This is a genomic window from Pseudonocardia sp. EV170527-09, from assembly GCF_008369905.1.
GTDB lineage: Bacteria > Actinomycetota > Actinomycetes > Mycobacteriales > Pseudonocardiaceae > Pseudonocardia.
Map to the genome: position 1 here is coordinate 14,565 of NZ_VRMC01000047.1, position 18,355 is coordinate 32,919.

The following is an 18,355-nucleotide window of genomic DNA, read 5'->3' on the forward strand; positions in this document are numbered from 1 at the left end:
GTTGACCGATCTGTCGCGGCGATGCTAGAACAGCCCGACCAGAATACGCAACATGCGCTGCGAAATACGCAACGTTCCTGCTCGTAGAGGGAGAACGGGATGCTCCGGTACGCGTCGCTCGGCGCCGAACGGCCCGGACCGTACGCCAAGTCCGTCCCGCCGCTGCCCGGCACCGTCGACGAGTGGCTCGCCGGTGGGCCGCGGCTCTCGGACCTGGCGACACCCGTCCTCACCCTCGACCGGGTGGCCCTGCACGCCAACGCCGAGCGGATGGCCGGCTGGTGTGCCGCGCACGGCGTCGACCTCGCCCCGCACGGCAAGACGACGATGGCCCCGGCCCTGTGGGACCTGCAGCTGCGCCACGGCGCCTGGGGGATCACCGTCGCCACGCCCTGGCAGGCGCGGATCGCGATCGACGCCGGCGTGCGACGGGTGCTGCTGGCGAACGCGCTCGTCGACCCGGCCGGGGTGCGCGCCGTGGCCGCCGCCCGTGACGCGGACCCGGACCTGGAGGTCCTCAGCTGGGTCGACTCGGTCGATGCCGTCGCCGCGATGACCGCCGCGGCGGGGGCACCGGCACGGCCGCTCGCGGTCGCCGTCGAGCTGGGGGCCCCCGGCGGGCGGACCGGTGCGCGGACCCTCGACGAGGCCGAGCGGGTCGCCGCGGCCGTCGTCGCGAGCCCGGCGCTGGTGCTGGCCGGGGTCGGCGGCTACGAGGGGGCACTCGCGCACGACCCGTCCGCGGAGTCGCTGGCGACCGTCCGCGCCTACCTCGACGACCTCGCCACGCTGCACCGGCGGCTCACCCCGTCCTACGGGACCGACGAGGTCGTGGTCACCGCGGGCGGCAGCGCCTACTTCGACCAGGTCGTCGCCGCGCTGGCGGGGCTCGCCGACGCGCGCACCCGCGTCGTGCTGCGCTCGGGCGCCTACCTCGTCCACGACGACGGCTTCTACCGCGGCATCTCCCCGCTGGCCCGCGACGACGAGCAGCGCCCGTTCCGCTCGGCCATGCACGTGACCGCCCGGGTGGTGTCCACCCCCGAGCCCGGCCTGGCGCTGCTCGACGCGGGCAAGCGCGACGTCCCGTTCGACGAGGGGCTGCCCGAGCCGCAGCGCATCGCCGACGACCTCGGGGCGCCGTCGCGACCGCTGACCGGCACCGTCACCGCCGTCAACGACCAGCACGCGTTCCTGCGCACCGAGGAGCCGGTCCGGATCGGGCAGGTCGTCCGGCTCGGGCTCTCGCACCCGTGCACCGCGTTCGACAAGTGGCGCTGGATCCCGGTGCTGGACGGTGCGGATCCCGACCCGCAGGTCGTCGAGCTCGTACGGACGTTCTTCTGATGGGCACGCTGCTGCGCGGCGGCACCGTCGTCGACGGGACGGGCGGACCCCGGTACACCGCGGACGTGCTCGTCGAGGGCGACCGGATCGCCGCCGTCGGACCGGACGCGGCCGGGCGGGCCGACCGGGTCGTCGACGTGGCCGGACTGGTCGTCGCCCCCGGTTTCGTCGACATGCACGCCCACTCCGACCTGCGCCTGCTCACCGAGCCCGCGCACCTCGCGAAGGTCTCCCAGGGCGTGACGACCGAGGTCCTCGGCCAGGACGGGCTGTCCTACGCCCCCGTCGACGACGCCGTGTTGCCCGTGCTGCGCCGCGCGATCGCCGGCTGGAACGGCGACCCCGGCGCGGACTTCGTCACCTGGCGCACCGTCGCGGAGTACCTGGACCGGCTCGACGAGGGCATCGCCGGCAACGCCGTCTACCTCGTCCCGCACGGCACGGTCCGTGCGCTGGTCTGCGGCTGGGACGACCGGCCCGCCACGCAGGCGGAGATCGCCCGGATGGCCGACGTCGTCCGCACCGGCATGGCCCAGGGCGCGGTCGGTCTCTCGGCCGGGCTCACCTACACCCCCGGCATGTACGCCGACGGCGCCGAGCTCGCCGCCCTGTGCGCTGCGGTGGGGGAGCTGGGCGGCTTCTTCTCCCCGCACCACCGCAGCTACGGCGCGGGCGCGCTGGAGGCCTACGCCGAGATGGTCGACGTCGCCGAGCGGTCCGGGTGCGCGCTGCACCTGGCCCACGCCACGCTCAACTTCGGCCCCAACAAGGGCCGGGCCGGGGAGCTGATCGCGCTGCTCGACGCCGCCGTCGCCCGCGGCGTCGACATCACCCTCGACACCTATCCCTACCTGCCCGGCGCGACGACGCTGTCGGCGATCCTGCCCAGCTGGTGCCAGTCCGGTGGTGTCGACGCGGCCCGCGAGCGGCTGCGCGACCCGGCGGCGCTCGCCCGGATCCGCGAGGACCTGGAGGTCCACGGCTCCGACGGCTGCCACGGCGTCGTCGCGGAGTGGGAGACGATCGAGATCAGCGGGGTCACGAACCCCGAGCTCGCCGCGCTGGTCGGTCGGACGATCGCCGACATCGCGGCCGCTGCCGGACGGGACCCGTTCGACACCTGCGTGGACGTCCTGCTCCGCGACGACTTCGGGACCGGGATCCTGCAGCACGTCGGGCACGAGGAGAACGTCCGCGCGATCATGCGCCACCCGCGGCACACCGGCGGCAGCGACGGCCTGCTCGTCGGCGCGAAGCCGCACCCGCGGGCCTGGGGGACCTTCCCCCGCTACCTCGGCCACTACTGCCGCGAGCTGGGGCTGTTCTCCCTGGAGGAGTGCGTCCACCACCTCACCGGACGGGCCGCCGACCGGCTGCGCCTCGCCGACCGCGGCCGCGTCCGGCCGGGCCTGGCCGCCGACCTGGTGGTGTTCGACCCGGACACCGTCACCGACACCGCCACCTTCGCCGAGCCGGCCCAGCAGGCGGCAGGCATCCCGTACGTGCTGGTCAACGGGGCCTTCGCGATCGACGGCGGGGAGCGCACCGACGCGCTGGCCGGCCGGGCGCTGCGCCGCGGGGCCGACGGCCGGACAGCACCGGGCACCCATCCCACCGGAGGACACCGATGGCCTTCCTGAACTGGCTGCAGAACGACACGGCCGGCCTGCTCACCCTCGCCGCCGTCAGCGTCGCGCTGCTCCTGGTGCTGATCATGCGGCTGCGCCTGGAGCCGTTCATCGCGCTGATCGTGACCGGCGTGCTGGTCGCCCTGGTCGCGGGTGTGTCGGTCACCGAGCTCGTCGGCACCCCGATCAAGGCGTCGGACTCGCTGTTCGAGAAGGGATTCGCCGGGATCCTCGGCCACATCGCCCCGATCATCGGCCTGGGCACCGTGCTCGGCGCGATCATGGAACGCTCCGGCGGGGCGGACGCGCTGACCGAACGGCTGCTCCGACTGTTCGGGCCCAAGGGCGCACCGCTCGCGATGGGCATCACCGGGCTCGTGCTCGGCATCCCGGTGTTCTTCGACATCGGCATCTTCGTGCTCGTGCCGCTGGTCTACGTGGCCGCGCGCCGTGGCGGCCGCTCGCTGGTGCTCTACGCGATGCCCATGCTCGCGGGCCTGTCGATGACCCACGCGTTCCTGCCGCCGCACCCCGGGCCGGTCACCGCGGGCGGGCTGCTCGGCGTCGGCATGGGCTGGGTGATCGCGATGGGCCTGCTCTGCGGCATCCCCGCGTGGCTGGTCAGCGGCGTCTGGTGGGGCTCGTTCATCGGGCGGCGGATCCAGGTCGGCGTGCCCGAGGACCTGCCCGGCGGGAGCCGTCCGGTCCTCCCGGTACCGCGCGCGCCGGCGACCCCGGCAGCGACCCCAGCAGCGCCGGCGACACCGGCACCGACGGCGACCCGAGCGGCGGGACGGGCGGTGTCCGCACCGCGGGGACGGCCGTCCCGCAGACCGCGGTCGCGGTGGTGGCGCCCCCGTCGGTCGCGCTCATCTCCTCGATCATCGCGGTCCCGCTGGTGCTCATCCTCGCCGCGACCGTCGCGGGGGTGGCGCTCCCCGAGGGCACGGTGCTCCGCGACGTGCTCGTGCTGCTCGGCACCCCGGCGATCGCGCTGACGCTGTCGGTGCTGCTCGCGCTGTACCTGCTCGGCATCCGGCGCGGGACGTCGATGGCCGAGCTCGGCCGCATCTCCGGCGAGTCGCTGCGCCCGGTCGGGATGATTCTCCTGGTCGTCGGGGCGGGGGCGTTCTTCGGCAAGGTCCTGCAGACCACCGGCGTCGGCGACGCACTGGCCGGCTCGATGACCGCGATCGGGCTGCCGGTGATCGCCTCGGCGTACCTGATCAGCGCGGCGCTGCGGATCGCCCAGGGCTCGGCGACCGTCGCCATCGTGACGACAGCGGGCATCATCGGCCCGACCGTCGCCGCGGGCGGCTACAGCCAGCCGCAGCTCGCGCTGATCGTCGTCGCCGTGTCGGCCGGGTCGATCATCGCCAGCCACGTCAACGACGGCGGGTTCTGGATCGTCGCGAAGTACTTCAACATGACGGTGAAGCAGACCCTGATGACCTGGACGGTGCTGGAGACGATCCTGTCCGTCGTCGGGTTCGCCGCGGCCGCGCTGGTGTGGGCGTTCATCTAGGGGCGCAGCGGGTCGGCGTCGAGCGTGACCGGCGCGCCGTGCGGGGTCGCGACGGCGGCGCGCAGCCAGGCGCCGGTCCGCTCGTCGACCGTGTCGCGCTCGGCGACGCCGAGCCCGTCGAGCAGATGCTCCAGCGCGGCGAGCCAGGCGTCCCAGTAGTCCAGGCCGGTGTCCAGCTCGGCCCCCAGGGTCTCGGCGAACTCCTGCCGGTCCAGCGTTCCGGTGTCCTGCAGGGCCACGGCCAGCGCGAACGCGTTCGCCTGCCATGGTTCGTCGAAGACCGGGCCGTCAGACGGGCTCAAGGTAGGACTCCCAGGCGTCGACGGAGACGGTCGTGGTGGGGTCGGCGTCCGGGCTCCACAGCTCGGGACCGGTGAACACCACGGTGTAGAGCGGCTCCGGGCACTCGCCGCGGCCGTGCGCGCGGGCGTCGGGCAGCACGTGGGTCCCGCGGTGCGTCTCGACGGTCCCGCTGCGGCCACGGACGTAGCGGGGGAGCCGGGTGTGCCCGCGCGGGTGCATCACCCGGGCCCGCACCCGGTCGCCGGGGGCGAACCGCGGCGGGCCGGCGGCGTCGCGTTCGGTGGGGGCGCCGGTCGCCAGCACCCGGGCGACGGCCCCGGCGTCCAGTGGGGCGGGCACCTCGGCGCGCGGGCGCAGCGGGCGCCCGGCCTCGAGCTCGTCGGCACCGACCAGGCCGTGGGTGACCAGCAGCTTCTCGGTCGCCGCGAGCCAGATCTCGTAGTAGGTCAGCGTCAGGTAGACCGGCGGCGGGAGCGACTCGCGGGCGTGCCGGGACTCGTCGATCGACCAGCCGCCCGGGCGGGCCGCGGCGAGGGTCAGCGCCAGCACCAGCGGCTCCCAGCCGGCGTGGAACCGGACGTCCTCCGGCTCGGGCTCGACGGGCCCGAAGCCCATCGCACCGCCGAGGTCGTGCGCGCCGTTCACGCCGACACCAGCCGGGTTCCGATCATGGCGTCCCGGGAGACGATCGCGGCGAGCTCGTCGGCCGACCAGCCGTCGGTCCCGGCCGGACGCTGGGGGACGACCAGGTAGCGCAGCTCGGAGGTGGAGTCGTGGACCCGGATCGCGACGTCGTCGCCGAGGGTGGTCCCGAAGTCGGCGAGCACCCCGCGCGGGTCCAGCACCGCCCGCGACCGGTAGGCCGGCGACTTGTACCAGACCGGCGGCAGACCGAGGACCGGCCACGGGTAGCAGGAGCACAGCGTGCAGACGACGAGGTGGTGCTCGCCCGGTGCGTTGAACACCGCCGCGAGGTGCTCGCCGCCCCGGCCGCCGTAGCCGAGCTCGGCGACCGCAGCGGTCGCGTCCTCGGCGAGTCGGGCCGCGAAGTCCGGGTCGGTCCAGGCCCGGGCGACGACGTGCGCGCCGTTCCGCGGGCCCACCCGGTGCTGGTAGGTCTCGATGATCCCGTCGAGTGCGGCCGGGTCGACGTAGCCCTTCTCGACCAGGATCGACTCCAGGGCCCGGACGCGGGCGTCCACCGGCCGCAGCTCACCGCTCATCGGGCCGACGGTAGCCAGACCCGGTCCGGCCGTCGAGAGCACGACGACCCGGCACCCACGCGGGGCACCGGGCCGTCGGACGGGCGGGTCAGGCGTTCGTGAGCGCGTCCTCGAACTCCTCGACCTTCAGCGGGGCCAGGTCGGAGACCCGCAGGAAGTCGCCCAGCGTGGTGCCGGTCGCGCCGGAGTCGACGTTCTTCGGTCCGCGGCCGGCGCGCACGTCGTCCAGGTTGATCGTGCGCAGGTCGTAGGAGAACCGGGTGACGTCGGAGGTGTTCGGCGCCGACGCGTGCAGGTGGTTCGAGGAGAACATGAAGACGTCCCCGGACTGCGCGGCGATCCGGATCTCGCCGCGGGACTCGAAGTCCTCCAGCGGGAGGGGGTGCGGACGGGTGTCGGTGGTCTTCTCACCGGCGGCCGCGGTGCGGTGCTTGGCGACCCACTCGTCGTAGTCGTACTGGTTCGAGCCGTTCTTCACCGGACGGTCGAAGTAGTCGGTGTACATGCTCATGACGTTCTCGCCGACGACGTCGAACACCGGGGTCCAGTAGTTCACGAGCTGCTGCGGGTGGCCGTACCACATGTCGCGGTGCGCCTTGTAGTTGTAGGACACGCCGGCGGTGAGGAACTGGTCGGCCGGGATGACACGCAGTCGCGGGATGTCGAAGTAGGTCCGCTCGGGGTCGACACCGAAGTCGACGGCGAACTGCTGGCAGAGCGACTTGGTCTTCTCACCGTTGGTGAACTCGTGCTTGAGCGGCTCGACGCGGCGGATGAACTCGTCGACGTCCATCTCGTACTGGGCGCGCTCCGGGTCCATGCCCTCGAAGGCCTGACCGATGAGGTCCTTGGCGTGGTCGGCGAGGGCGTTCGCGCCACCGATCCCGGTGTAGAGATGGAAGTCGCCCCGGAACAGGGACTCGCGGCGCGCGTCGTCGTCGATCCGGCGGTTTCAGGTAGACCGTGATCACCGCTTGCTCCTCCGTGCTGACTCGGGCTCGACACCCGTCTGACACCTGCTGACGCTAGCGGACACGATCGGGTGGTTGTCCACTATGCAACGTAGTAGTAGAGGCTCTGCGACACCATGACTGAAAGGTCCGGTTGATGCCGCCCTTCTCCCTGTGATTAGGTGAGCCTCACCTATGGGGAGGTGGCGATGTCGGTCGTGACCGAGGACCGCGCGGCGGTCCGTGTGGTGGGTCTGCAGCGGGTCTCGGACGTCTTCGTCCGGGCCCGGCTCGAGGGGGAGGCGTTGGCCGGTCTCGACCTGCCCGGCGTCCCCGACGAGGCCTGCGTCTTCCACTTCCCGCTGCCCGACGGCGGCCGCGACGACCACGGTCGCTGGTACACCCTGCGCGAGGTCAGTCCCTGCCGTACCCGGGCGTCCATCGACCTGGTCTGCCACCCCGGCGGGGTCGGCGCGGGCTGGGCGCGGCGGGCCCGTGTCGGCGACGAGATCGAGGTCTCGCACACGAACAGCTGGTTCAAGCGCCCGGCCGGGGTCGGCTGGCAGATCCTCGTCGGCGACGCGGCGGCCCTCCCGGCGCTCGCCCGGATCGTCACCGAGACCCCCGAGGGCATCGACACCGAGGTCGTCCTGGAGATCGACGAGGTGCCGGCCGACTTCCCCGCGCGGGCCCGGGTGCGTCGCGAGCCCGCGAGCGAGACCGGCAGCCGGCTGGCGGAGATCGTCGCCGGGCTCGTGCTGCCCGAGGGGCCCGGCTACGTCTACGTCGGCGGTGAGGCGTCCGCGACCCGGGCCGCCCGCAAGCACCTGCGCCACGAGCGCGGCCTGCCGCCCGGCGCCTACGGCGTCCTCGGCTACTGGCGGCGCGACGCCGACACCTTCCGCCGCACCTGGCGGGCCAACCAGGAGCGCTTCGAGAAGGCCTACGCGGCCGCGGCCGCCGCCGCCGAGGGCGACGACGAGCGGATGCTCGACCTCTACGAGGCGACCCTGGAGCGCGACGGGCTGATCTGAGCCGGGCTCACCCCTGGGCCGTCGGCCGGACGACGACCTGGTTGACGTCGACCCCGGCGGGCTGCTCGAGCGCGAAGACCGCCGCGCGGGCGATCGCGGCCGGGGCGAGGGCGATCTCGTCGCGCCGGGCCCGGTAGTCCGCGCGCATCCGCTCGTCGCCGATGCCCTCGACGAAGTCGGTCGCGACGAACCCCGGCGAGACCTCGGTGACCCTCAGCACGGGTCCCGCCTCCTGGCGCAGTCCCTCGCAGAGGGTCCGGACGGCGTTCTTCGTCGCGGCGTAGACGACCTGACCGGGGACGACCCGCAGGCCGGAGGTGGAGGCGATCACGACGAGGTGGCCCGCCTCTTGGGCGCGGAAGACCGGCAGCGCCGCGGCGAGCCCGTACAGGACCCCGCGCAGGTTGACGTCGATCACCTCGTCCCACTCCTCGACCGGGAGCTCGTCGAGCGGACGGACCCGGCCCACCCCCGCGTTCGCCACCAGCACGTCGAGCCTGCCGAACTCGGCCCGTGCACGGGCGACCAGCGCGGCGTGGTCGGCCCGGTCCCGTACGTCCATCGGCACGGTGACCGCCGTCCCGCCCGCGGCGCGCACGCGGTCGGCCACGGCCTCCAGTCGGTCCGCCCGACGCGCCCCCAGGACCAGGCGCGCCCCGCGGGCCCCGAGCTCGACCGCGGTCGCCGCGCCGATGCCCCCGCTCGCCCCGGTGACGGCGACGACCCTGCCGGTGATGGTGTCCTGCGTGTCCACGGCGTCTCCCGACTCGAAGTGATAACCCACTTACACGCTAATGTGATAGCCCGATCACAGCAAGGAGGGCGCATGGCCCGGCGGGCGAGGTTCCATCACGGCGACCTGGCGGGCGCACTCGTGCGTGCCGGCGTCGACCTGCTGGCCGAGGTGGGCGTGCGCGGGTTCTCGGTCGCGGTGCTGGCCCGCAGGCTGGGGGTGAGCACGGCCGCCCCCTACCGGCACTTCGCCGACCGCGACCGGCTGCTGGCCGCGGTGGTGACCGCGGCGGCCGGCGAGCTGGCGGAGCAGATGGATGCCGCGGCCGCGCGGGCCGGGGACGACCCGGTCTCGCGACTCGCCGCCGCCGGCGGGGCCTACGCCGGGTTCCTCACCGGGCGCCGGGTCGGGCTGGACCTCGTCTACGGCGCCGAGCTGCGGGCACTGGGCGACCGCGACCTCGCGGCCGTGGGACGGCGGATCGGGGACGTCCTGCTCACTCCGGCCCTGGAGCTCGCCGACCCGGCCGCGGCGGTGTCGCTGATGGAGCGGGTGGTGACGACCGCCCACGGCTACGGCGCCCTCGACGTCGACGGCTTCCTCGCCGGTGCCGCGGTCGGCGGCGGCACGGTCGCCGAGCGTGCGGAGGCGGCCGTCGCGGCCGTGGTCCGCGGCACGGTGGGCACCCCGGGACCGGCGGCGGGCGGCCCGTGAGGCGGGCCCGCGCCGGCGTACCGCGGCACACCGACGGTGCGGTCGGCGTCCGCGCGGGGCAGGCGTAAAGTCGAAGGTCGGCACCCCGACCCGGGTCGGGAGCCCTACCGCGACCCGGGCAGGGGTCTGCCCTGCCCGCGGCCGGCCCCCGCCGCCGCGCGCACCGCCAGCCCACCTCCACCGAGGAGCCAGCGCCGTCGTGGCCATCCTGTCCGGTCTGCTCACCTCCGCCCTGTCCGACGCCGGTCTCCGTGCCGCCGTCGATGCCGCCCGCGCCGCGGACACCCGCGCCGGTGAGACCCCTGCCGTGCAGGTCGAGGGCCCCTCCGCGGTACGCCCGCTGCTCGCCGCCGGGCTCGCCGAGACCTCCACGGTGCTCGCCGTGACCGCCACCGACCGGGAGGCCGAGGACCTCGCGGCCGCGGTGTCGGACCTGCTCGGCCACGGCGAGGCGCCGGGCGCCGCCGCCGACACCGTGCACGACTGCGCGGGCGCCCCCGTCGTCGTGCTGCCGAGCTGGGAGACGCTGCCCCACGAGAAGCTGTCCCCGCGCCCGGACACCGTCGCCCGTCGGCTGACGATCTTCCGCCGGCTCGCCTCGACCGGGACCGCCCCGCGGGTGGTCGTGACCGCGGCGCGCAGCCTGATCCAGCCCGTCGCGCCCGGGCTGGGCACGCTGGCCCCGGTCTCGCTGGCCGTCGGCGAGGAGCACGACTTCGAGCAGCTCCTCGTGCGTCTGGTCGAGCTGGCCTACAGCCGCGCCGAGATGGTGACCACCCGCGGCGAGTTCGCCGTGCGCGGCGGCATCCTCGACATCTTCCCGCCGACCGCCGAGCATCCGGTGCGGGTCGAGTTCTGGGGCGACGAGGTCTCCGAGGTGCGGTCGTTCTCCGTCGCCGATCAGCGTTCGGTCGGCGAGGTCACCCGGATCGACGTCCCGCCGTGTCGCGAGCTGCTGCTCACCACCCCGGTGCGCGAGCGGGCCGCCGAGCTGGCCCTCGAACAGCCCGAGACCGCCGGGCTCAACCGCAACCCGCTGCGCGAGCTGTTGGAGAAGCTGTCCGAGGGCATCCCCGGCGAGGGCATGGAGTCGCTGATCCCGGCGCTGGTCGGCGGGGAGATGCAGACGCTCACCGACCTGCTGCCGGACGGGACGCGGGTGCTGCTCGCCGACCCCGAGCGCATCCGGACCCGCTGCGCCGACCTCGTGCGCACCGGGCAGGAGTTCCTGGAGGCGTCCTGGCTGGCGTCCGGCTCCGGCGGCGAGGCCCCGATCGACGTCTCCGGGTCGGCCTACCGCGACCTGCGCGTCACGCTGGACCACGCGACGGCGACCGGCCGCCCCGTGGTGTCGCTGTCGCCGTTGCTGTCGGGTGCCGACGACGTCGTCGTGGCGGGCGTGCACGAGATCGAGCCCTACCGGGGCGACACCGACCGCGCGCTGACCGACCTGCGTGCCCACGTCGCCACCGGCGGTGCCGCGGTGCTCGTGCTGGCCGGGCAGGGCACCGCGGACCGCTCGCTGGAGCAGCTGCGCGAGGCGGAGGTCCCCGCCGCGGCCGTCCCGGTGCTGGCCGACGCCCCGGAGAAGGGGATCGTCACCGTCACCTGCGGGCGGGTGCTGAACGGGTTCACCGCGCCGGAGGTGGGGCTGGTCGTCGTCTCCGAGCCCGACCTGACCGGCAGCCGCGCCGGGCTCGACACCGCGCCGCGCAGGACCACCCCGCGCAAGCGCAACGCCGTCGACCTGGCGGTGCTGCAGCCCGGCGACTTCGTCGTCCACAACCAGCACGGCATCGGGCGCTTCGTCGAGATGAAGGAGCGCACCGTCCAGGGCGCCACCCGGGAGTACCTGGTGCTGGAGTACGCCAGCTCCAAGCGCGGCCAGCCCGCCGACCGGCTGTTCGTGCCGACCGACGCCCTCGACGAGATCAGCCGCTACGTGGGCGGCGAGCAGCCCGCGGTCAACAAGCTCGGCGGCGGGGACTGGGCCAAGACCAAGAGCCGCGCCCGCAAGGCGGTCAAGGACATCGCGGCCGGTCTGGTGCAGCTCTACGCGGCCCGCCAGGCCTCGCCGGGGCACGCGTTCGGCGCGGACACCCCGTGGCAGCGCGAGCTGGAGGACGCGTTCCCCTACACCGAGACCCCCGACCAGCTGTCGGCGATCGACGAGGTCAAGCGGGACATGGAGCGTCCGGTCCCGATGGACCGCGTCATCTCCGGCGACGTCGGGTTCGGCAAGACCGAGATCGCGGTGCGGGCGGCGTTCAAGGCGGTGCAGGACGGCAAGCAGGTCGCCGTGCTCGTCCCGACGACGCTGCTCGCGACCCAGCACCTGTCCACGTTCTCCGAGCGGATGCGCCAGTTCCCGGTGACCGTGCGCGGGCTGTCGCGGTTCACCGACCCGGCCGAGGCGCGCGAGACGATCGAGAAGCTCGCCGACGGGCAGGTCGACGTCGTCGTCGGCACGCACCGGCTGCTGCAGACCGGCATCCGCTACAAGGACCTCGGCCTGGTGATCGTGGACGAGGAACAGCGCTTCGGCGTCGAGCACAAGGAGCACATCACCGCCCTGCGCGCGCACGTCGACGTGCTGACCCTGTCCGCGACACCGATCCCGCGGACCCTGGAGATGAGCCTGGCCGGCATCCGTGAGATGTCGGCGATCACCACCCCGCCCGAGGAGCGGCACCCGACCCTGACCTACGTCGGCGCCTACGACGACAAGCAGGTCGCCGCCGCCGTCCGCCGCGAGCTGCTGCGCGACGGCCAGGTGTTCTACGTCCACAACCGGGTCAGCTCGATCGACCGCGCGGCCAAGAAGATCCAGGACCTCGTCCCCGAGGCACGGGTCGCCGTCGCGCACGGGCAGATGAACGAGGACCTGCTGGAGCGGACCGTCAGCGCGTTCTGGCACCGCGAGTTCGACGTGCTGATCTGCACCACGATCGTCGAGAACGGCCTGGACATCTCCAACGCCAACACCCTGATCGTCGAGCGCTCCGACGCCTTGGGGCTGTCGCAGCTCCACCAGCTGCGCGGCCGGGTCGGGCGTGGCCGCGACCGTGGCTACGCCTACTTCCTCTACCCGGCCGACCACCCGCTCACCGAGACCGCGCACGACCGGCTCGCCACCATCGCCCAGCACTCCGAGCTGGGCTCCGGTGCGGCCGTCGCGATGAAGGACCTGGAGATCCGCGGAGCGGGCAACATCCTGGGCGCCGAACAGTCCGGCCACATCGCCGGCGTCGGGTTCGACCTCTACATCCGCCTGGTCGGGGAGGCCGTCGCCGCGTTCCGCAAGCAGGCGGGCGGGGAGATCGGGGCCGAGCCGGAGGAGCTGCAGGAGGTCCGGGTCGATCTGCCGGTCGACGCCCACGTCCCGCACGACTACGTCGACGGCGAGCGGCTGCGTCTGGAGGTCTACCGCAAGATCGCCGAGGCGCCCGACGACGCCGCGCTCACCGCGATCATCGAGGAGCTGACCGATCGCTACGGCGAGCCCCCGACCCCGGTGCGCAACCTGCTGGAGGTCGCCCGGTTCCGCCAGCTGTGCCGCCGCCTCGGCATCCGTGAGGTCGCCTCGGCGGGCACCCAGCTGCGGATCGGTCCGATGCAGCTGCCCGACTCCGCCCAGCTGCGGCTGCGCCGGCTCTACCCGAAGGCGCAGTACAAGGCGGCCGCGCAGATCGTCACGGTGCCCAAGCCGATGCAGGGCAACCGGATCGGCGGGGCGGCGCTGCGCGACGTCGAGCTGCTCGGCTGGTGCGCGGAGCTGCTGCTGCAGATCGTGCCGACCTCCACCCCGGTGCACAGCTCGGCCTCCTCCTGACGCGGTCCTGACGCGATCCTGATGAACACCCGGTGTCTTGCCGGGGAACTTCGGGTGTCGGCGTCCGCACTGTTTCCGGGACGTAACGGGACGGACGCCGGCGAACCGGTCGTCGGAGTTGTCGGGATCAATCGCGCGACGTGGGTTCCCGTTTTTTCTGGTGATCCACAGCACTTCGCGGACGCGATCCAAACTGTTTTACGATCAGGTCAACGGCGCGTGAGAAGGCCGTTTCCGTCGTAAGCTCCCCGTTTCTGGGAAAGAGGTGTGTCCGATGTCCGGTCGCCGGCCAGACTCCACCGATTCCGCCGATTTCTGCACTCCGTGCCTGGTGTTGGACATGGACACCGTCCGAGAACGGTATGCCGAATTCGGTGACGCGCTCCCCGGCGTGGACCTGTTCTACGCGGTCAAGGCGAATCCGGACCCACGGCTCGTCGCATTCCTGGTCGGTCTCGGCGCGCGATTCGACGTCGCCAGTCGGCCGGAGCTGGAACTGTGCCTGGCGGCCGGTGCTCGGCCCGCGGACATCTCCTACGGCAGCACCGTCAAGAAGGAACGGGACATCGCGTTCGCGCACCGCAGCGGCGTGCGCCGGTTCGCCGTCGACTCGGCCGCCGAGCTGGCGAAGATCGCCCGGTGCGCGCCGGGTGCCGAGGTGTTCGTCCGGGTCGCCTGCAGCGGCGCGGGCTCCTGCTTCCCGCTGGACCGCAAGTTCGGGTGCTCGCCCGCCGCGGCCGCGTCGCTGCTGCTCGACGCCGACGCGGCCGGGCTGCGCGCGGCGGGCGTGTCGTTCCACGTCGGCTCCCAGCAGCTCGACCCGGGGGCGTGGCGCGCCGGGATCGCCGACGCCGCGGAGGTGTTCCGCAGGGTCCGCGCCCGCGGTCTGCGGCCGTACCTGCTCAACCTCGGTGGCGGCTTCCCCGCGCACTACGACGCGCACGTCCTCCCCCTGGCGGACTACGGCGACGCGATCCGGGACGCGGTCGCCGCGGAGTTCGGCGACGACCGGCCGGAGCTGATGATCGAGCCGGGCCGGGGCCTCGTCGCCGGCGCGGGGACGCTCTACAGCGAGGTCGTGCTCGTGTCAGACCGGGACGGCGACGCCGGTCCGCGCTGGGTCTACCTCGACATCGGCCGCTTCGGCGGGCTCGCCGAGACCGAGGGCGAGCTGGTCCGCTACCCGATCCGCACCGCCCACGACGACGGTCCCCGCTCGCCGGTCGTCCTGGCCGGACCGACCTGCGACAGCGCCGACGTGCTCTACCGCAGGCATCCCTACCTGCTCCCCGACGACCTGTGCGCCGGTGACGTGGTCCGGCTGCTGCACACCGGCGCCTACACCACCAGCTACTCCTCGGTCGGCTTCAACGGGTTCGCCCCGCTGCGCTGCGTCTGCACCGGGGACCCCGCCACGGGTGGGTCCGGAACGTCGGTGCGTGCGGCTAACGTCGCCGTGTGAGCTTCCTGCGCCATCCCCACCTGTCGGGTGACACGCTCGTCCTGGTCGCGGAGGACGATCTGTGGACGGCTCCGGTCGCGGGCGGGCGGGCCCACCGCCTGACCGCGGACGGGGTGCCGGTCACCGCGCCGCGCTTCTCGCCCGACGGCGGGTCGATCGCCTTCGCGTCCCGGCGCGACGGTGCGCCCGAGGTGTACCGGGTCGACGCCGAGGGCGGCACGCCCACCCGGCTCACCTGGTGGGGCGAGGCGACGACCCGCGCGGCGGGCTGGACCCCCGACGGGGCGGTGGTCGCGTTGTCGGCGCACGGGGACGCGACCTCCCGGCTGTGGGCGTACGCGGTCCCGGCGACCGGCGGCACACCGGAGCTGCTGCCGCACGGCACGCTCTCCGCGCTCGCCCACCAGCCCGGCGGCCCCGCCGTGCTCACCCAGGTCGAGGGCGGGCGGGACGCGGCCCACTGGAAGCGCTACCGCGGCGGGCGCGCGGGACGGCTCTGGCTCGATGCCACCGGGACCGGGGAGTTCACCCGGGTCCTCGCCGGTCTGGCCGGGCAGCTGGAGTGCCCCATGATCGTCGACGACGGGTCGGGCCCGCGGCTGGTGTTCGTCTCCGACCACGAGGGCTGGGGGAACGTCTACTCCGTCCCGCTCGCCGACCCCGGCACCGACCTGCGCCGACACACCGACCACGGCTCCGGGGGCGGCACCGACTTCTACGTCCGGCACGCGAGCACCGACGGGCGCCGGGTGGTCTACGAGTCGGCAGGGGAGATCTTCCTGCTCGACGACCTGTCCGCCGCCTCGCAGCCGCGCCGGATCGACGTCCGGCCCGGCGGGCCGCGGCGCCCCCGCGAGCCCTTCCGCGCGTCGCTGCCCGCCGACCTGGGTCCGGTCCGGCCGGACCGCACCGGCCGGGCGAGCATCGTGTCGGTGCTCGGCACCGTGCACCGGCTCACCCACCGCGACGGCCCCGCCCGTGCGCTGCTCGCCGAGCCCGGCGTGCGGGCCCGGCTCGCGCACCCGCTCGGCACGGACCGCGCCGTGTGGGTGGACGACGCGACCGGCGAGGACGCCGTGGTCGTGGCCCCGCTCGACGCGCACGCCCCGGCCGCCCCGGAGCGGGCGCGGTACGCCGCGGGCCGGCTCGGCCGGGTCCTGGAGCTGGCCCCGGCGCCGGACGGTTCCGCCGTCGCGCTCACCACGCACGACGGCAGGCTGCTGGTGCTGCACACCGGCGCCGACCCCGTGCCGGACCCGGTGTCCGGTCCCGACGAGCGACCCGACGACGGCGTGGTCGACGAGGCCGCCCCGGCCCGGCCGGTGGGGGAACTGTGCGAGCTGCACCGCGGCACCGCGGGCGAGCCCTCCGACGTGTCCTGGTCCCCGGACTCCGCCTGGCTGGCCTGGTGCGACCCGACCCCCGAGGGGCTCTCGCGGATCGTGCTCACCCGGGTCGCCGACGGCGAGCACGCCGAGGTCACCCCGGCCCGCTTCCACGACAGCGACCCGGTCTTCACCGCCGACGGCAGGCACCTGGCGTTCCTGTCCCGGCGGGTGTTCGACCCCAGCTACGACGAGCACTCCTTCGACCTGACCTTCGCCACCGGCTGGAAGCCGTTCCTGGTGCCGCTGGCCGCGCGGACGCCGTCGCCGTTCGGGGCGGGGCCGGACGGCCGCCCGGTGGACCCGGCCGACGAGGGCCCGGACGACCCGCCCGCCACCCCGCCGACGCCCCCGGCCCCGCCGGAGCCCGGCGACGAGCCCGAGCCGCCCGGCGATACCGCGGTCGACGGGGCGGTCGAGGGGGCGGTCGACCGGGCCCCCGACGGCGCGCGCCGCGCGGTGGCCGCGGCGACCGGGGTCGGGGCACGGGCCCGGGGCGGTGTGCGCGGCGGCCGTCGCGGGTCCGGGCGGGACGCCGACGGGGGGCCGCCGGAGGTCGTCGTCGACGTCGACGGGCTGGCCGACCGGGTCGTCGGCGTGCCGGTCGAGGCCGCCCGCTACACCCGGCTCGCCGCGGTCCGGGGCGGCCTGGTCTGGCTGCGGCTGCCCAGCGGCACCGGCGTGCTCGGCGACAGCCTCCCCGACGACGACGCCGAGCCCGACCGCGCCGTGCTGGAGCGGTTCGACCTGGCCCGGCGCACGGTCATCGTCGTCGCCGACCCGGCGTCGTCGTTCGCGGTGAGCGGCGACGGCACCCGGCTCGTCGTCCGGGACCGGGGCACGGTCCGGCTGCTGCGCGCCGACCGCGGCGGGTCCGCCGCCCCGGAGGACGACGCCGGCGGCGACGAGTTCACGATCGACACCCGTCGGCTCGTGGTCACCGTCGACCCGGTCGCCCAGTGGCGTCAGATGTTCGACGAGACCGCCCGCCTGATGCGCGACCACTTCTGGGTCGAGGACATGGCCGGGGTCGACTGGGCCGCCGAGACCGCCCGGTACCGGCCGCTGGTCGACCGGGTCGGGAGCCACGACGACCTGCTCGACGTGCTGTGGGAGCTGCACGGCGAGCTCGGCACCTCGCACGCCTACGTCATCGGCGGCCGCGCGGGCGGCGACCCGGCCGGGCGGCCCGAGCTGCTCGGCGCCGACCTCGAGCCGGAACCCGACGGCGGCCCGGGATGGCGGGTCCGGCGCGTCCTGCCGCCGGAGACCTCCGCGCCCGCCGCACGCAGCCCGCTGTCCGGGCCGGGCGTCGACGTGCGGGCCGGGGACGTGCTGCTGGAGGTGAACGGGCGCCCGCTCGACCCGCACTGGGGGCCCGCGCCGCTGCTCGTCGCGACGGCCGGGAGCACGGTGGAGCTCACCGTGCGCTCCGGACCCGACCGGCCCGACGCGGGCACCGTCCGCCGCGTGGCGGTGCGCCCGCTGCACTCCGAGGACGAGCTGCGCTACCAGGACCGGGTGGCCCGGCTGCGCGCCGAGGTCGCCGAGCGGTCCGCGGGGCGGCTGGGCTACCTGCACGTGCCGGACATGATGGGTTACGGCTGGGCCCAGCTGCACCGCGACCTCGCCCGCGAGACCGCGAAGGACGGCCTGCTGCTCGACGTGCGCGGCAACCGCGGCGGACACACCTCCCAGCTGGTGGTGGAGAAGCTCGCCCGCCGCGTCATCGGGTGGGACCTGCCCCGGCACGGCGCACCCGCGACCTACCCCGAGCAGGCGCCGCGCGGCCCGGTGGTGACCCTGGCCGACGAGCGCTCCGGCTCCGACGGCGACATCGTCACCGCCGCGATCAAGCGGCTCGGGGTCGGCCCGGTCGTCGGGACCCGCACCTGGGGCGGGGTGATCGGCATCGACAGCCGCTACCGGCTCGTCGACGGCACCCTGGTCACCCAGCCCCGCTACGCCACCTGGTTCGACGACGTCGGCTGGACGATGGAGAACCACGGCGTGGACCCCGACGTGGAGGTGGTCGTGACCCCGCAGGACCGGGCGGCCGGACGGGACCCGCAGCTGGACCGGGCGATCGAGATCGCCATGGCCCGGCTCGACGAGCACCCGCCCGCACGGCCGCCGGACCTCGCCGGGCGGCCGTCGGTGGCCCGGCCCGCGCTGCCGGGTCGGCCGGGTGGGGGAGATCGGCACCACATCGCGTGAGA

12 protein-coding genes and 1 pseudogene are annotated in these 18,355 nt (G+C 74.6%); 8 read left to right on the plus strand and 5 right to left on the minus strand.

Translation table 11 applies throughout. The features are described 5' to 3' along the window. The first annotated feature begins 99 nt into the window (after positions 1 to 99). From FVA95_RS16020 to FVA95_RS16030, 3 genes and pseudogenes are all read left to right on the plus strand, one after another. On the plus strand, positions 100 to 1,347 hold the full coding sequence (locus FVA95_RS16020; protein WP_149664949.1) for an alanine racemase: 1,248 nt from the start codon (positions 100 to 102) through the stop codon (positions 1,345 to 1,347). Further along, positions 1,347 to 2,987 carry an amidohydrolase family protein gene (locus FVA95_RS16025; protein WP_149664950.1) on the plus strand — a complete coding sequence of 547 codons (1,641 nt, stop codon included), beginning with the start codon at positions 1,347 to 1,349 and terminating at the stop codon, positions 2,985 to 2,987. The genes FVA95_RS16020 and FVA95_RS16025 overlap by 1 nt, the downstream gene beginning before the upstream one ends. Continuing rightward, positions 2,975 to 4,500 (plus strand): annotated as a pseudogene (locus FVA95_RS16030) (GntP family permease). The gene FVA95_RS16025 and the pseudogene FVA95_RS16030 overlap by 13 nt, the downstream one beginning before the upstream one ends. Here FVA95_RS16030 and FVA95_RS16035 read toward each other — a convergent pair. The 4 genes from FVA95_RS16035 to FVA95_RS16050 all read right to left on the minus strand — a co-directional run bounded on the left by FVA95_RS16035 (position 4,497) and on the right by FVA95_RS16050 (position 6,846). Next, positions 4,497 to 4,802 (minus strand): nitrile hydratase accessory protein, encoded by a 306-nt coding sequence (locus FVA95_RS16035; protein WP_149664951.1) that lies wholly within the window; start codon positions 4,800 to 4,802, stop codon positions 4,497 to 4,499. The pseudogene FVA95_RS16030 and the gene FVA95_RS16035 overlap by 4 nt on opposite strands. Further along, the gene (gene nthB, locus FVA95_RS16040) at positions 4,789 to 5,448 is read right to left on the minus strand and encodes a nitrile hydratase subunit beta (RefSeq protein ID WP_149664952.1); all 660 of its coding nucleotides are present in this window, start codon (positions 5,446 to 5,448) and stop codon (positions 4,789 to 4,791) included. The genes FVA95_RS16035 and nthB overlap by 14 nt, the downstream gene beginning before the upstream one ends. Further along, on the minus strand, positions 5,445 to 6,026 hold the full coding sequence (gene nthA / locus FVA95_RS16045; protein WP_149664953.1) for a nitrile hydratase subunit alpha: 582 nt from the start codon (positions 6,024 to 6,026) through the stop codon (positions 5,445 to 5,447). The genes nthB and nthA overlap by 4 nt, the downstream gene beginning before the upstream one ends. An 88-nt stretch (positions 6,027 to 6,114) precedes the next feature. Then, a complete protein-coding gene (locus tag FVA95_RS16050) occupies positions 6,115 to 6,846 on the minus strand; it encodes a phytanoyl-CoA dioxygenase family protein (protein WP_149664954.1) in 732 nt (243 codons plus the stop codon). Between the two features lie 339 nt (positions 6,847 to 7,185). Here FVA95_RS16050 and FVA95_RS16055 point away from each other — a divergent pair, with 339 nt between their 5' ends. Then, positions 7,186 to 8,010 carry a siderophore-interacting protein gene (locus tag FVA95_RS16055; protein WP_149664955.1) on the plus strand — a complete coding sequence of 275 codons (825 nt, stop codon included), beginning with the start codon at positions 7,186 to 7,188 and terminating at the stop codon, positions 8,008 to 8,010. A gap of 7 nt (positions 8,011 to 8,017) precedes the next feature. Here FVA95_RS16055 and FVA95_RS16060 read toward each other — a convergent pair whose 3' ends face one another. Continuing rightward, the gene (locus FVA95_RS16060) at positions 8,018 to 8,764 is read right to left on the minus strand and encodes an SDR family oxidoreductase (protein ID WP_240051536.1); all 747 of its coding nucleotides are present in this window, start codon (positions 8,762 to 8,764) and stop codon (positions 8,018 to 8,020) included. Positions 8,765 to 8,836: 72 nt separating this feature from the next. Between FVA95_RS16060 and FVA95_RS16065 the strand changes: the two genes are divergently transcribed. From FVA95_RS16065 to FVA95_RS16080, 4 genes are all read left to right on the plus strand, one after another. Beyond that, the gene (locus FVA95_RS16065) at positions 8,837 to 9,457 is read left to right on the plus strand and encodes a TetR/AcrR family transcriptional regulator (RefSeq protein WP_149664956.1); all 621 of its coding nucleotides are present in this window, start codon (positions 8,837 to 8,839) and stop codon (positions 9,455 to 9,457) included. A gap of 208 nt (positions 9,458 to 9,665) precedes the next feature. After that, entirely contained in the window at positions 9,666 to 13,289 is a 3,624-nt protein-coding gene (mfd, locus tag FVA95_RS16070) for a transcription-repair coupling factor (RefSeq protein ID WP_149664973.1), read from the plus strand. 274 nt (positions 13,290 to 13,563) lie between these two features. Further along, the gene (locus tag FVA95_RS16075; RefSeq protein ID WP_149664957.1) at positions 13,564 to 14,751 is read left to right on the plus strand and encodes a type III PLP-dependent enzyme; all 1,188 of its coding nucleotides are present in this window, start codon (positions 13,564 to 13,566) and stop codon (positions 14,749 to 14,751) included. Then, the gene (locus FVA95_RS16080) at positions 14,748 to 18,353 is read left to right on the plus strand and encodes a S41 family peptidase (RefSeq protein WP_149664958.1); all 3,606 of its coding nucleotides are present in this window, start codon (positions 14,748 to 14,750) and stop codon (positions 18,351 to 18,353) included. The genes FVA95_RS16075 and FVA95_RS16080 overlap by 4 nt, the downstream gene beginning before the upstream one ends. The last annotated feature ends 2 nt before the right edge of the window (positions 18,354 to 18,355 follow it).

Excerpts from the sequence above, each read along its gene's own strand:
- FVA95_RS16050 (WP_149664954.1), bottom strand. The coding sequence starts at position 6,846 with ATGGACCCGGAGCGCGCCCAGTACGAGATGGACGTCGACGAGTTCATC.
- FVA95_RS16065 (WP_149664956.1), top strand. The coding sequence starts at position 8,837 with ATGGCCCGGCGGGCGAGGTTCCATCACGGCGACCTGGCGGGCGCACTC.
- FVA95_RS16075 (WP_149664957.1), top strand. The coding sequence starts at position 13,564 with ATGTCCGGTCGCCGGCCAGACTCCACCGATTCCGCCGATTTCTGCACT.
- FVA95_RS16055 (WP_149664955.1), top strand. The coding sequence starts at position 7,186 with ATGTCGGTCGTGACCGAGGACCGCGCGGCGGTCCGTGTGGTGGGTCTG.
- nthA (WP_149664953.1), bottom strand. The coding sequence starts at position 6,026 with ATGAGCGGTGAGCTGCGGCCGGTGGACGCCCGCGTCCGGGCCCTGGAG.
- FVA95_RS16025 (WP_149664950.1), top strand. The coding sequence starts at position 1,347 with ATGGGCACGCTGCTGCGCGGCGGCACCGTCGTCGACGGGACGGGCGGA.
- FVA95_RS16020 (WP_149664949.1), top strand. The coding sequence starts at position 100 with ATGCTCCGGTACGCGTCGCTCGGCGCCGAACGGCCCGGACCGTACGCC.